9 protein-coding genes are annotated in these 15667 nt (G+C 37.3%); all 9 read right to left on the reverse strand.

The window, feature by feature from the left end; all coding sequences use genetic code 11:
- Positions 1–17 precede the first annotated feature (17 nt).
- The 9 genes from FNW21_RS03730 to FNW21_RS03770 all read right to left on the reverse strand — a co-directional run bounded on the left by FNW21_RS03730 (position 18) and on the right by FNW21_RS03770 (position 15667).
- The gene (locus FNW21_RS03730; protein WP_144255386.1) at positions 18–401 is read right to left on the reverse strand and encodes a VanZ family protein; all 384 of its coding nucleotides are present in this window, start codon (positions 399–401) and stop codon (positions 18–20) included.
- Complete coding sequence (gcvH, locus tag FNW21_RS03735; protein ID WP_144255387.1) at positions 394–774, reverse strand: glycine cleavage system protein GcvH; 381 nt, start codon at positions 772–774, stop codon at positions 394–396. Before gcvH ends, FNW21_RS03730 begins: the two co-directional genes overlap by 8 nt.
- 78 nt (positions 775–852) lie before the next feature.
- On the reverse strand, positions 853–8019 hold the full coding sequence (sov, locus tag FNW21_RS03740; protein WP_144255388.1) for a T9SS outer membrane translocon Sov/SprA: 7167 nt from the start codon (positions 8017–8019) through the stop codon (positions 853–855).
- Positions 8020–8044: 25 nt separating this feature from the next.
- Positions 8045–8626, reverse strand: coding sequence for a Holliday junction branch migration protein RuvA (ruvA, locus tag FNW21_RS03745; protein ID WP_144255389.1), 582 nt, complete (start codon positions 8624–8626; stop codon positions 8045–8047).
- Positions 8627–8704: 78 nt separating this feature from the next.
- Entirely contained in the window at positions 8705–10996 is a 2292-nt protein-coding gene (locus FNW21_RS03750; RefSeq protein ID WP_144255390.1) for an NADP-dependent malic enzyme, read from the reverse strand.
- 128 nt (positions 10997–11124) lie between these two features.
- Positions 11125–11550 carry a CBS domain-containing protein gene (locus FNW21_RS03755; RefSeq protein ID WP_144255391.1) on the reverse strand — a complete coding sequence of 142 codons (426 nt, stop codon included), beginning with the start codon at positions 11548–11550 and terminating at the stop codon, positions 11125–11127.
- A gap of 74 nt (positions 11551–11624) precedes the next feature.
- Positions 11625–13490, reverse strand: coding sequence for a trehalase family glycosidase (locus FNW21_RS03760; protein WP_144255392.1), 1866 nt, complete (start codon positions 13488–13490; stop codon positions 11625–11627).
- A complete protein-coding gene (locus FNW21_RS03765) occupies positions 13487–14701 on the reverse strand; it encodes an MFS transporter (protein WP_144255393.1) in 1215 nt (404 codons plus the stop codon). Before FNW21_RS03765 ends, FNW21_RS03760 begins: the two co-directional genes overlap by 4 nt.
- 27 nt (positions 14702–14728) lie before the next feature.
- Positions 14729–15667: a carbohydrate kinase family protein gene (locus FNW21_RS03770; protein ID WP_144255394.1), complete on the reverse strand. Its 939-nt coding sequence runs from the start codon at positions 15665–15667 to the stop codon at positions 14729–14731.

The raw sequence follows: 15667 nt of genomic DNA on the forward strand, positions 1-15667 counted from the left end.
TGGGATTTCATTTTAAATTATAGTTGTGCTTTGTACTTCCTTTTATTCCAAATATAAAACACAATAACAGCTAAAGTTGCTCCAGTTGTATTGGCCAAAACGTCAAACACATCAGCACTTCTGGTTGTGGTGCAAAACTCTTGCAATAACTCAATTGTTATTCCAAAAACAACTGACAAGCCAAATGAAAATAGTAGTATTTTATGGAATGAAGTCGCCGCAAATTGCTTTTTAAAAAAGAAAACCCAAAGAGTAGTAAAAACAAAATGCAAAAATGCGTGCACTACTTTATCTAGATTTTCAATAGGCACTACTGGAATACTTTTGGCTTTTATTAAACACAAAAAAAGAATCAGAAGTGTCCAAGCAAAAGCCAACAATAACGATACTTGTTTATGCACCAATAAGTTCTTTATAGGCAACATCAGAAAGTAAGCTGTCAATTTCCGAAAGGTCTGCAATTTTTATTTTAATCATCCACCCTGCACCATAAGGATCCGAATTTACGCTTTCGGGAGTGTTTTCTAAAGCATCGTTGAACGCAATAATTTCGCCTGATAAAGGTAAAAATAAATCCGAAACCGTTTTTACGGCTTCAACAGTTCCAAAAACTTCGTCTTTTGCTAGTGTTTGATCTAGTGTTTCCACCTCAACATATACAATATCTCCTAGTTCTTTTTGTGCAAAATGAGTAATTCCCACAGTTGCTATATCGCCATCGATGCTAACCCATTCGTGATCTTTTGTGTACTTTAAATTTGCTGGTATGCTCATATTACTAAATTATTTATTATTATTTTCTGGGTACAAATGTAACTATCTTCTATTAAAATTGAGTTTAGAATTCCAAAATTAATTTCCAAAATTATAGCGAATCGTAAATCCAGATCGAATGTTAGTTAACGGGAAAGCGGTTGATATTACTGCTTTGGAAAAAGAATGATCGTAATAGAATATCGCTGTTAGATTTTTGCTAAACGAATAATCCGCTGTCATTCGTAACGACCAAATGTTTTGTCCTGCCGCCAATTGATTGTTGTTGTAATCTAAATAGCGAACAATAGTTTGGTTGTTTCGATACGACAAATCGGCCTTGATGTTGATATCACTTTTGATAATTCCCGTAGGACTATCCGCCAAGGTCGAGGAGAAAATAACATCTTTTATGCGGTATCCAAGTCCTACAATATATTCTACTCCTTTTACTTCGGTCAATAAATTATTATCGAAACTCATAGACAAGGCACGGTCTTTTTTGATTTCGGTCAATACTTTCAAGGAACCTTTCAACTCAAAATCCACTCTAATCAGCGGACTAAATTGCTCCACCAAGTTGATATTTGACATAATGGTTTTGTTGAAAAAGTTTCCGCTGGCATCTACTCCATTAGGATCTTTGTCGTATTCGAAATTAGATCTAAATGAATTTACAGTATAGGAAGCTCTGTAATTGTGTTGTAAGGAAATGCGTTTGAAATTTTTTTTGAAAAAATTGTATCGCATTAATCCATTGTATTTTATGGACCAGTTTGGCACTGGAAAATTTCTAAAAATTCCGAGAGAAACTCCTCCAGCATCACTTCCAGTATAGGCTGCCAAAAAAGCGGGAAGCAAAACGGCTTGGTTGTTTTTTCCGTATCCTAGCGGAAAGCCTTCGGCATCTATATTAGCTGGATTGTTAATGTCTATTCCGCGTTGGGTTGCCAATCGATTGGCAACTGTTAGGCGGTTGGTTCTAAAATCATCAAATGCTGCCGAAGCATTCTCATTGCTACCCGAAAAGGACGTTTTTATCAAGACCGTTGAAACAGAGAAAATACCGTAACTATAGGGAGATCTTCGATGATAATTCAAAACCCCATTAAGATTCCCTTTATCATCTTTATCCGTCACATCATATTGTTCCGAGAAATTTTCGGAATAGGATCGATCAGCGGCTAAATCTATTTTTAAATCGGGCAACAAATCAATGTTAGCAGTTCCTTTGAACATTTTATTGGTCACTTGGGAAAAGTTTTGATTGAAATCTTGATAATTAGTCAACCATCCTTGCTTGGCCGCTTCGTAACGCACATCATCTTGACTACCAAAAATAAATCCTAATGAAGGTCTTGAGGAACCCAGAAAACCTACACTTGGCGTGTATCCTGGCAAAACGGTACCACTGTTACGAGTGAAATTCATTTGGACATTTTTTACACTCGTCAAAATACCTTTGAGCCCATCTAAAAATGGATTTGCTTTTGCGGCAGCTTGAAATGTAGTATTAACTACTTTTTCGCCCGGTTTAGGAGCGGCAGTTTTGGGTTTTATTGGTGCTTTGATACCGCTTTTGGTCAATCCCAAATATTTATACAACATATCCATATTGAAAGTTGCGTTCAAAGTACTTGAATTTGCGTTTTGAACCGTGTTTCCTAAATTGTAACTATTTCCGTCAATTTCTACTTGAGACAAAGCCTCGGAGGAACGCTGCCAGCTGTAGTCGCCTGTATAGGAATAGTTTGCTTTTACAAAACTAAAAACAGGAATCTTATTAATTGGAATTTCATAATTCAAAACCAACTGTTGCATGTGTTGGTTTGGCGTACCAATATTCCAGTAACTGTCCCAAATGGTAAAACTATCTATGGGTTTATTATCCTCATTCAAATAATTTTTTACAATATTACTCGATGATGCCGTGTAGTTTAATTTTAATGATTTTGTCAAATTAAAATTAAACCCATATTGATAATTGAACGCAAAATTACGTCTATACATAGGATCCAATCCTATTCCATCCACATCTACTTGTCGAAATTGTTGGCGATTGTATTGCCTGATGATATTTGTATTGAAAGTTACATTTGAGGGCAAATAATCAAAATTAAAGTCACTTAATAGTTTCCAATAACTACTTTTTTTCATGAATTTAGTTTGCTTAAAAGGCTCGACACTTTTGGGCTGAAAACTATAGGCATAATTTACAGTCGTATTACTGGTTTGATCCGTATAACTTTCTATTTCATAATCGTGGCGTAAAACTTCGTTGTAGGATTGCGAAAAAGTAAAGTTTTCCACATCGTAAATATGCGGCTTTTGGGTCGCACTACGTTCTTTTCGAACGCCTATAAAATTGATACTTTTACGTTTTGTGTAATCAATAGCTCTGTTTTTAAGATTGTCTTTCTCTGCCTGATCGGTTGTTTCTGCTAGCAGTTGGTCTAGTTTTATATCTTGATTAAAAGGATCGTATTGCGGCGTGATGGTTTCCTCACCTATAGCATAATTAAAAGGCAAGTTTACCCCCCATTTTTTAGGCAATAATTTTCCTAAATTCAAATTGGTGACAATATTATATTGCTGTACATCCTCACGATCTCTCTCGTTAGGGCCTTGTTCTAATGCGCCAAAACCAATGGTACTCTTTTTTCCAGTAGCCGAAACGGTAGCAAAATCAGCCATATTAGAATCTACATTCAACAATGCTGCCATACCGCCTTTGTTATCCATTCCTGCCAATCGAAGTTCGTTAAACCAAACTTCTCCAAAGGTATCAAACCGAGTTTCATTGCTTTTTACCCCAGTCATCAAGGTGCGTACGTAGCCAAAATTAGGATTCCCTTTAATCCCTATTCGTAATTTATTGGTTTTTCCCGAAAGGGACGGATCCAGTTCATCTTCGTTTTGATAATAAATTCCGTCAGCTGGCAAAGTGGTTGGGTCTATACTCATGGCTTGAATTTTCAGCTTGGTCAATAATGCCAAGGATAAATCCATTTCGTTTTCTTCTGGCCAAACCTCGGCCGCGGTCATTTTACAGTCGCCTGCGGGCTTGCTGACTTTTAATGGAATTTCTATTTGATAAAAATTTTGTGTAAAGTCATTTCCAAAACGAATAAAACCAACCATTTGATTGTCTTGCAAAACAACTTCGTTAGGAAGCGATTCCGCGTGCAAGAACATTTTTAGTTTGTTGTATTGACGCATATCAATGCTCACGTTTTTGAAAACGGCACGCGCATCATTAGGCTCTAAACCACCACCCGAAACTCTTAACGCTAGTGATTGCTCGTTCTGGTTGATAACCGTGTTGTTGTTATACAATTGTTCTCTCACCACTCCAGGAGGTGTTACGTAATTGATAGGGCATCGTTCGTTATTTTCTTGAATATTAACAGCTAGAACATCCAAATCGGTTTTATCATCGGTAACGTTCGTGTCATTTGGATCCAAAGTATTTGTGTACCGTCTCCATTCGCCTCGAACTAAATCCAAAGCACCAAAACGAACCGTAACTGCATCGTTAAAACCAGTCATGAACATTCGCATAAACCGAATGGATCTAAAATCCGAAATGTTTCCTATTACATTTTGAGGTTGAGAAACTGGGATTTTAAACTGAATCCATCGAGCATCAGTCGTAGCGCCATTTGGCAATGTTACTTGGGTGTTTCTAATATCGGTAATGTAGTTTTGACCAATAGCCATATTGGGTTGTACATCAATACTGTATTCATAATACGCATTAATAGTGTTCATGGTATTGTCACGATTAATGTCCTCCACATCGGGAACTGTTGTAGACCCTCTATTTGCATCACTTACATTAACGGCTGAATTGCCATCGACTCCATTAAATTTTTTGTAGCGTTCTAAAACATTTCCTGATGAATTCAAATAATACGTGTAATCATCGGCAGCGGGGTCGGTTTCGGAAGCGTAATTGGTATATACTTGTGCTTCTTGGTCGTTTTTTAATCCATCCAAACCAATATCTTGATTCCCTCGGTTTTCGACATTGGTATCAAAGGCGTATATTAAGGATTGCGAGGCGGGAACATCGCCCCAAATGGGTTTAGGAGTAACCAATATTTGATCTGGTCCTAAACCATTCTCATATTGTTTTCTTCCATCTTTCAACACATCCTCTGAAACTTCTCCTAAATTGAAATAAATTTTTCCTGAATTATCCAAATTGGTTTTTCCATTACCCACATAAGGATCTAAAACCCAAAACTGAATGTATTCTACGTTTCCTTGTTCAAAATTAGTAGAACTTATAGAACGCATAATTCCCCCAAAATTATCTTTGGGATTTGAAGCAAAATTAGAACCATTGTTATACGGCCCTCTTTCTGATGGATAGTAACTCAAATCCAAGGTACTAACCACTTGCGTTTGTCCTTGGGCAATATCTGTATTGGGGTACAATTCTTGACTATAAATTCTTCGAGTACTGTTTAATGACAAATCATCATTAGAAATTCCAGTAGGTTTTTGAACATAAAAAACAGGATCAATAGCGTACCAAGCGAGTTTTGCTCTTTTGAATCCGTAGCTTAAATCATTAGCACTTTCGTTAAAGTTATAGATGCTTTCGGCATCATTTACGGGCGTTGAAGCCAAACTCCACGAATATGGCGAACGCATATCGATGGTAGATTGCGAGCCTTCAAAATCATCTACATAAATAGTAGATTCGCCTTGAAACTGATCTGCTTTTGGAGAATCTGGTCTCAAAAAAGCAATTTCACCTCGCACCGAAAGATTTGATGGCACATCGGTATCGATATTAGGCAATTTATTGGCTAGGCGAGTCAAGAACGGTACTTCGGTAGCGAAGTTGGTATTGAATCCAAAAATAGTATTGTTTACAGATTCTTGTCCAAAACTTGATTTTTGTGTAAACGGTTTTTCGGTCATTTTCAAGAAAGTAGCGCCAACAACAAATTTTTCAGAAATTTGATGTTCCACGTTTACTCCCATAAATCGACGGGTTTGCTGCCCAAACACCGAATTATTTTCTAAAGAAACCTCAATTGGCGTGTTTGATGCTTGTAGTGAAGCGTCCAAAATTTGAACTCTACCTAATTGATAATTCACGCTATAATCAATCCCCTCTACTAATTTTCGCCCTCCTGCGGTAACTACAACTGAACCTTGTGGCACGTTGAAAGCCCCAATTGGGATTCCGTCCCCACTTGAGGATTTGTATTTTCCACGCAATAAAAACTTATTTTTGTCACTGTCTTGTAACGCACCTGATTGGGTACTTTTGTACATGCTTCTAAACACATATTTTTTTTGATTGGCATTGTAAGTGGTAGGATCGCTGTAGGTTTCTCCTGAATTTTGGTTCTTTAGTTTAGAAAAAAGAAGTTCCCCAAAAGGCTCTTTGGTCGTAAATATAATTCTTCCGTTTTGCGCATCGATAGTGAGTCCAGGCATAAAATCAAAAAAACCATCCCCGCCAGCCTGTGGATCGTTATTATAATTAAGTTTGTCTAAATTGAATACTTTGAGCAAAGGCGTTTCGGCTACTTTATTAGCATCTGTGGGATTGGAAGGAAAAGGTGTTCCAGAAACTTCTGTGATATAATTTAAAGGAGACGGATCTGTGTATAAAATATTGAATCTAAAATCTTCTTGTTTTAATTGATATCCGCCGGGTATTTGATAAATGTTTTTCATCATCAAATTCCAAATTGGGTTATTGACATTTGTCAGATTACTCTTCAACATTTTCAACACCAAACTTTGTGTAATAATCGCTTGCGTCGAATTGTTGCTTCCGCCAACAACCGTTGTGGCATCCACTCCATCATTACCAAATTCCCCTACTTGATACACTTTATCGCCTATGGTGTATTGATAAGCTACAGCAAGAACCTCATCATTAGACAACCGTTGTTGCAAGGAAATATATCCTAATTGCGCATTGTAAGTGTACTCGTTAGCGTTTAATTTTCGGGCATTCTCGAGTTTCGAATAATCTTGTCCTTCGCTAACTGTTGCGTTAAAACCTGAATTAGCAGTTGCAATTTCTCGTATTTTACTGTTCAACAAACCCGTTCCAGCAGTTATTTGTGCAGGATCATAATCATTGTTGGTATTGTCCGAAGGCGAATCGGCTGGGTTGTTAAAAATCCCAGTCGAAGGATTCAGAACTACAATTTCACTATCCGCAAGACCGTTCAATTGCGACTCTCCTAAATCCTGAAGTGCGATGATATTACGCAAGTTATTGGAGGTGGTGCTTACTCTATTTTGCTTATTGGTTACCCAAACTTCGATTCTAGAAATTTGAACCCTACTGTCAATAAAAGGATAATTTTTTATCGAAGCATCGTATTTATTTCTAAAATATTGGGATAGAAAAAAGTGGCGGTCATTGTCATAATCCAAAGCAAAAATATCAAAATTCTGAACTGTTCCACCGCCTTCAGCAACGACGCTTTTGGTTTTGGATTTTTGTTCAGAAAAAATGCCTGTAACTGTAGTTTTACCAAATTGCAATTTTGTTTTTACCCCAAATAAGCTTTGCGCACCCCGAATCAAAGTACTGTTCAAGGGCATACTTACGTTTCCAACTTCGATTTTTTGAATAATATCATCTTCGGTAGGGGCGTATTCTAACTTAATTAAATTTTGAAATGCAAATGTGGATTGGGTGTCATAATTAGCATTTACATTGAGTCGAGTCCCAAGTTTTCCCATCAAACTCATGCTAATTCTTTGATTAAAATCAAAAGATGTGCTGGCTCGATTTCTAGGTGATAAAGAAGGATTATCTTGTTTAGTGTACCGCATTCCCAGATCCATTTCTACGGAACCCGTTGGTTTTACATCGATGGTATTGCTTCCAAAAATAGATTCGAACAAACCTGATTTTATGTAATATCTTGGTAACAAATCCTTTTTGGCAACCTCGCTTCCTTCTTTTTTGCCATCAATTGCATCGCTTTTCTTCTTGAAATAATCCCGTCTAGCCTCTTTCAAAACTAAATTCTCGTATTCTTTTGGCGTTAAAATAATAGGATAATTAATAGACAAACCATCAACGGTATTAGTATACACATACCGATCCGTAACGGGATCATAGGTGTAACTAGATAGGATACTTTGTGGGTCTTTTATTTGGATTTTCCCAACGGAATAACCCGTTTTAATAGTATCCTGAACCTCTTGTTTTACTTGTGCTTGCGATACAAAACCGCCAAATAAAACCAGAAAAAAAATACAAATTTTACGCATACAATTCGTGTTTCTTGAGTGTTTTTTATAAGCTTTTCAATGCCTTTTTTATGATAGATTCCACCGTGGCTTCCGGATCTTCTTTGACAATTTTATCAATGACTTTTTCGGAAGTTTTTCGAACAAAACCTAAAACCTCCAAGGCAGATAACGCCTCATCTCTATTTGTATTGCTTTGAGACATAGAAACTTCGTCCAGATCATACAATTTTAAGACTTTATCTTTTAAATCAAGAATGACCCGTTGGGCAGTTTTAGTCCCAATTCCTTTAATGGATTGAATGGTAACCACATCGCCAGAAGCAATAGCATTGATAATTTGTTTGGGATCTAATGAAGAAAGCATTGTTCGTGCAATGCTCGCTCCAATCCCCGAAACAGATAACAATAATCTAAAAATTTCCCGCTCTGATTTTTCTATAAAACCAAATAACGTATGCGAATCCTCCTTGATTTGCAGGTGCGTAAATAATTTTATAAAATCAGTATTGGGAAGTAAAGAGTAGGTGTGCAACGAAATATTGACGTGATAGCCTACGCCACCGCAGTCAATGGTGACGTGCGTTGGTGTTTTTTCGGCTAATTTCCCTTGTAAATGTGCTATCATTTATTTTTTAATGTTTCAAATATACCCTAATTCGTATGAAATGGCGTTGCCTATTATAAAGCTATCGTTATCCTTTTCTTAAGTAATGGTATTGTTTTTTCTTTTCTCTTTTTCTTGTGCATCAATTACTGCAATTGCTGCCATATTGACCATTTCTTCGACACTAGCTCCCAATTGAAAAATGTGTACTGGTTTACCCATTCCTAACATTATTGGGCCAATCGAATCTACTTTATTCAATTCTTTCAACAATTTATAAGTAATATTTGCCGATTCTAAATTAGGAAAAATCAAGGTATTTACTTTTTTGCCCGCTAGTTTAGAAAACGGAAATTTAGCTTTGAGCATCTCTGGATTTAATGCAAAATCAGCTTGAATTTCACCATCAATCACCATATCAGGATGGTGTTCATGCAAATAAGCAACTGCATCCCTAACTTTGGCCGCACTTGCATTAGTAGAAGAGCCAAAATTAGAAAACGAAATCATCGCAATTACTGGCTCAACACCAAACATTCTGGCGGTTTTGGCGGTCATAATGGCAATTTTAGCCAAATCATCGACAGTTGGGTTGATGTTTATAGCAGTATCCGACAAAAACATAGGCCCACGAGCCGTCATCATAATATTAGTAGTAGCCACAATCGAAGCGCCTGCTGCTTTATCAATTAATTGCAACATGGGTTTCACCACAGAGGGATAACTTCTGGAATGTCCCGTTACTAGAGCATCGGCTTCAGACTCATTGACCATCATGGCGGCAAAATAATTTCTTTCGCGCATTAGTTTTTGAGCATCCAATAGGGAGATTCCTCTTCGTTTTCGGGTTTGCCAATAGGTAGTGGCAAATCTATTTCGTCTTGCTTCCTCTTCTTTTTCTTTGGGATCAATTATGGGTACTAGGGCATCAAAACCAATTTCGGCTTTTAACTCTAAAATTATCTCTTTGTTTCCTAATAAGATGGGATGACCTATGCCTTCCTCGAATACAATTTGTGCTGCTTTGAGCACGTCTAAATGATCGGCTTCGGCAAAAACGATTGTTTTAGGATCCATTTTGGCACGATTGGTTATCAATCGAACCATTTTGTTATCATTACCCAATCTATCTAATAATTCCTCTTCGTATTTTTTCCAATCAGTAATGGGATACAAAGCCACGCCAGAATCCATAGCCGCTTTGGCAACAGCCGGAGCAACAATAGTAATTAAGCGGGGATCAAATGGTTTTGGGATTATATAATCACGTCCAAAAGTCAATTTGGTAGCACCATAAGCCACATTTACTTGCTCTGGCACAGATTCTTTGGCCAATAAAGCGAGTGCTCTAACCGCTGCCATTTTCATAGCTTCATTAATTTTGGTGGCTCTAACATCCAAAGCGCCTCTAAAAATATACGGAAACCCAAGCACATTGTTGACTTGATTAGGATGATCCGATCGTCCCGTTGCCATAATAACATCTTTACGGGTTGCTATGGCCAAATTATAATCAATTTCAGGATCTGGATTTGCCATCGCAAAAACAATAGGATTATCAGCCATTGCCAATAACATTTGGGGCGACATAATATCGCCTGTAGACAATCCTAAAAATATATCTGCTCCAGTCAAGGCTTCTTCAAGGGACATTGACGGAATATCTTGGGCATATTTCAACTGCATTTGGGAGAGCGCAGGATTGTTTTTGGTCAACATCCCCTTGCTATTAAACATCAAAATATTTTCGGTTTTCACTCCTAATAAAACATATAAATCAGCACAAGCAATTGCTGCCGATCCCGCTCCAGAAACGACCATTTTTACGTCTTCGGCTTTCTTACCCGCTAATTCTAACGCATTGATCAAAGCAGCCGAAGATATAATTGCCGTTCCGTGTTGATCATCGTGCATAACTGGGATGTTCAACTCTTCGACCAATCGTCGTTCGATTTCAAATGATTCTGGGGCTTTTATATCTTCCAGATTAATTCCGCCAAAAGTAGGTGCGATATTTTTAACGGTTTGAATAAATTCTTCGATATCCTTGGTGCCAATTTCGATATCAAAAACATCAATATCGGCAAAAATTTTGAACAACAATCCTTTGCCTTCCATTACTGGTTTTGATGCTTCGGGACCAATATCACCAAGTCCCAAAACAGCGGTACCATTAGTAATTACAGCCACAAGATTGCCTTTGGCCGTATATTTATAAACATTATTGATGTCTTTTGCAATTTCCAAACAAGGCTCTGCAACACCCGGAGAGTAGGCCAATGACAAGTCTCTTTGGGTGGCATATTTTTTGGTTGGAACTACCTGAATTTTTCCTGGAGTTGGTTTTGCGTGGTATAGTAAGGCTTCTCTTCTTTTGCTATTCTTATCCATTTTTTTATGATTTATTCTGACTCACAAAGATATAAGTCTTGATTTAAAAAGGAAGCTTTTATACTATTCTTTTGTAAAAATGAAAATAGCCGCATAAAAGCAGCTATTTTTATAAAACTCTAAACTATTTATTGCGAGATGTAGGTATTGAGATGGTGTATGGTATCCTTTTGCATGGCCATAATGGCTTTTACCACATCACTTATAGAAATAATCCCAATGACAATATCGTTTTCTATTACTGGTAAATGGCGTACTCGCTTGCTGTTCATGACCTCCATACAATAGTCAAAAGTATCCGATGGTTTGACTGTGACCAACTCGCTTTCCATAATTTCGTGAACAAAAGTCTCCTTGGAAGACTTATCTTTCAAAACGATTTTACGGGCGTAATCTCTTTCAGACAAAATGCCTTTCAAAACAGTCTCTTCGATGACCAGAATGGCACCAATATTTTTCTCACTCATTACAGTTAACGCTTCGAATACGGTGTTCGTAGAAAGTACTGAAAAAACATCCTTCCCTTTTGTGCTTAATATTTGATTTACAGTCATGTTACACTAAATTAAATTTATATAAAGTTAAAAAAAATAGCATACAAAAAACAAAAATCAGTATAATTTTGCTTTTAAAAAATCGTACCTGGCGAAGTGTCCTTGTTTAGGGCCTCTTTTAGAGTGTCATCCAAAATTTGCAATCCATATTGATAGGAAGCATTCATCCAACCAAAACCCTCTTTGGCAATGTAATCAAACTCGGTTCCTACATTCCCATATTCGGCAAAAACTTTATGAGAACTGGTTTCTAAATCAAATTTCTCCGGAATGGTTCCGTTGTATTCTACCGCATTTTTGGTAATGAGCCACAACCATCTGTAGACCATTTCCTGCGCTTTTTGATGGTAACCATACTTCAAGAGTCCTTCCCAAAGTAACATTTGATGGGGTGCCCATCCAAAAGGATAATCCCATTGTCGATGTGGTGCGTCTGGAGAAACTCCGGCAACACTTGCGGCCGTACTTCCTGTAATTCCTCCCATTTTTACAAATTGTGGCAAGGCAATTTCCACCAATTTTTTGGCTTGATTCTCGTTACACAAACCAGCCCAAAGCGGAAAGAACATAGTGGCCGCCTCAAATGGGAACTGCTTTTGGTTTACAAAATCATAATCAAAATACATTCCTGCGGTTTCATTCCAGCAGAGTTCGTTTATTTTTGCTTGTCTAGCCTGCGCCTTCAGTTCCCATTCTTGGGCAGTATAATGTACCGAGTTGGACTCAAAGCTGCCGTTAAAATATTCCTTAATCAGGTAAGCAATGTCTTTTTCGTATTTAAACAAAAAGCTATTGATATCAACCGAATTCAAATTGGCACACGTATTAATCAATCTATCCGTAGTGTCGTGACCACTTTCTCGTAAACTCCTATCGTGAACAAAATAAGCATCAAGATCAGTATCCACAAGCGTTCTATTCAAATACTGCTTTTCGAATTCACGAACAGAAAGATTGTATTTCTGGGCATAAGGTGCTAAAACATCATCAAAATGACCCGGCTCTACCTCAAACGGCATTCCCACACCATCTGATTTATAGCGGTTCAAACCCGTAGGAGTCAATCTATTCCCTGAAACCATCCAAACCGTATTATACTCTAAAATAACCGTTTCAAGGTGGCTTTGCAACCAGTCCTGACCCAGTTTTTTTTGTTTTAAAATATCAATTAACAAGGACGAATACAACGGCGGTTGCGTTCTGGTGAGGTAATAACTCCTATTGGCATTGAGAATTTTGCCGTAATGAATGATTTGGTATTTAAAATTTTCGGCAATAGCCATTGCTTTTTCCAACTGATTGTCTAGTAGCAATCCAACTGCAATAAAATAACTATCCCAGCCATACATTTCGTTAAAACGACCACCAGGTACCACAAACGGAACGCCTTGTAGACTGTATATTTTTTGTTCCAAAGCCAAAGCCAAAATGCCCGGTTTTGTATTTAACGTTTCGACATATTCCATCGAAAAATCTTCGGGGAGAATTGCCACTTCAAAACCTCCTACTTCTTGCTCTAATTCCTGAAAGTAAGCCACTCCTTTTTTGTCCTTGGCAGAAACATAAAGCGTAGGAATCGCATTGGTAGTTTTCTCGTCGTTAAGAATTTGCGCCAACCCTTTTTTATCAATCGTTCGGGTGAGTTCATTCCAATAATCTGTTTTGATTTTTCTCGAAATGCGCTCCACAGGATTTTCTTGAATAAAGTCCAAATCAATTTCGCCAAGGGCTACATTTTGCTCTTTAAGCACGGCTAATTCTTGTAGCAAATTCGATAAAAAATACGTTCCTTCTATTGCTACTTCTTGCTTGGTGGTTTCATCAACCAAAACGAATTTTTTGGGTCCCGTATCGTCTTTGGTGATTTTTTTATCATTATCGGTATCTTCTTGTAGCAATAAATCGCTGAAGGTTTGGTCTATATTAAGTAAGAGTTTCATGATTTAGCAGTAAGTTTTTTTAGAATGAAAAAAGAGATTAACAACAACGACATTGGAATTAAAGTATAAAAAAAAGCATTTTCAGGCCCTTCATTTTTAAACAAATATCCAATAATTCTGGAACCTAGCGTGCCTCCAAGTGCCGAAAATACAACAATTAAACCTGTCATTGAACTGTGCATTTTTTTGGGCAAAGCACTTAAAACAACTGAATTCAAAAGCGGATAAATAGGAGCGATAAAAAGTCCAACCAATGGAAATGCAAACCCTATCAAAGGAATATCACCAAGTGATTTTATTTCCTTTACCTCTAACCCAACTGCTTTGGGAAGAACAAAAATCACAATAAGCATTGCCATAATAATACAAAAACTCAATACCCAAATCCAGTTTATTTTTTTAGTAATTACCCCAGCCAAAAGTCGTCCTACCGCTAAAGTAATTGCCAAGATACTCGCCATCATAATACTAATATTTTGAGGCAAATGCAGTACTTTGCTATTAAATGTAGGCAACCAAGACATAATTCCTTGTTCAATCATGACAAACAAGAAAGCACTAATAACAAAAACTATCGTTAATAATTGAGCAAACAATTTGAACATTTGTGCAAAATCATCTGCTAAATTTACCCCAGGAATTTCGGTTTGCTTTTCGAATTTTGCAAAAAACAAAAAACAAAAAGAAAGTAGTGCCATTCCTGCCAAAAGCCAATATACGTTGAGCCAAGCATCTGGATTAGTATCCGAATTAAAGGCTGGAAACAAGAAATAAGCGAGTGCAATTCCTAACATAAAAACACCTTCTATACTACTCATCATACTGTTGTGTTCCTGTTGATTCTCCGTAATTGTTCCAATTAAGGAATATACCGAAACTTTTATCAAGGCAAATGAAACCCCAACCGTTGCAAAAAGAATTTTTGCGGTACCAAAGGAATTGCCAAAATACATACCAACACAAGCCACCGAAACCAAAGCAAGCCCAATTAACATAGCTCTTTTATAGCCAATTCGGGGTAAAAAAGAGGCTACCAAAAAAGACACTATAGCAATTGGCAAATCCTTAAAAGCCTCTAGAATACTCGCTTGTAATTCATCTACTCCATAATTTGCTTGTGATTTTAGAATTACAATTCCTACGCTATTTAGCAGAATTGCGAAAACAAAATAATTAAGATACATGGCAATCTTGACAGTGTTTTTTTGCATTATTTCTTGGTTTATTACTAGTTATACTTACGAATCCGCGTTCAAATATTCTTTAAAATTAATTCCTTCTGGAAGTCTGCCTACGTTTTGAAGTTTTAAAACGGCTAGTTTTTGGGCAATTGTTAAGGTTTCTTCCCAATTTTTATTTTCTAATTGAGCGTATAAAAATCCCGTCCAAAAAGCATCTCCAGCTCCAGTTGTATCTTTTATTTCATCGATGTGAGTGGCTTTCTGATGCACAAGTCCAAACTCTTTATCGGACAAAACCACACCACCTTTGCCTTTTGTCAGGCAAATCGTAGAAGCACCCAAGTCGTGAAAATAGTCAAATATATAATCTTCGGTTTTTGATTCGGCAAAAAGGCGGTAACAATCATCTTCGCTTAATTTCACTAATGGATTTGTGGCTAAATATTCTGCTAGAACCCGTTTGGCTTCTTCCCGATCAGGCCAAATTCGTTCCGAAAAATTAATATCAATACTCGTTTGCAATCCCAATGCTTTGGCTTTCTTGGCACTTTCTATCAACGTGGTTCTGGCTGGATTTTTGCTCAAAGCAAAACAAGTGGTATGAAAAATTTTGGCACTTTGGAGCAATTCATCGGTTATTTGAGTTGCATTTATTTGGTAATCTGCTTCCCGATACGGAATAAAATCTGGTGTTCCAGTAGATTTAGATACAAATATCACCGAAGTGGGCTCCGTATCCGATTTACGGACTTGGGAAGTAATGACGTTATTTGCCTTTAATTTCCTAACGATATATTCCCCCAAACCGTCTTGTCCACAAGTTGCCACCAGAACGGATTGCAGTCCTAATCGAGCGGCATTTACGGCAACATTTGTTGGTGATCCGCCTAGAAAACGGTGGTAATCTTTGGTTCTATTGATGGATGTATTTACTTCGTGACCTATAAAATCTATGAGTACTTCACCAGCACATACGATGTCTATTGTTTTTTCCAA

The organism is Flavobacterium restrictum (genome assembly GCF_007097245.1).
GTDB lineage: Bacteria > Bacteroidota > Bacteroidia > Flavobacteriales > Flavobacteriaceae > Flavobacterium > Flavobacterium restrictum.

Bases quoted from the DNA above. Each gene is read 5' to 3' on its own strand.
- gcvH (WP_144255387.1), bottom strand. From the start codon at position 774: ATGAGCATACCAGCAAATTTAAAGTACACAAAAGATCACGAATGGGTT.
- sov (WP_144255388.1), bottom strand. From the start codon at position 8,019: ATGCGTAAAATTTGTATTTTTTTTCTGGTTTTATTTGGCGGTTTTGTA.
- ruvA (WP_144255389.1), bottom strand. From the start codon at position 8,626: ATGATAGCACATTTACAAGGGAAATTAGCCGAAAAAACACCAACGCAC.
- FNW21_RS03750 (WP_144255390.1), bottom strand. From the start codon at position 10,996: ATGGATAAGAATAGCAAAAGAAGAGAAGCCTTACTATACCACGCAAAA.
- FNW21_RS03755 (WP_144255391.1), bottom strand. From the start codon at position 11,550: ATGACTGTAAATCAAATATTAAGCACAAAAGGGAAGGATGTTTTTTCA.
- FNW21_RS03760 (WP_144255392.1), bottom strand. From the start codon at position 13,490: ATGAAACTCTTACTTAATATAGACCAAACCTTCAGCGATTTATTGCTA.
- FNW21_RS03765 (WP_144255393.1), bottom strand. From the start codon at position 14,701: ATGCAAAAAAACACTGTCAAGATTGCCATGTATCTTAATTATTTTGTT.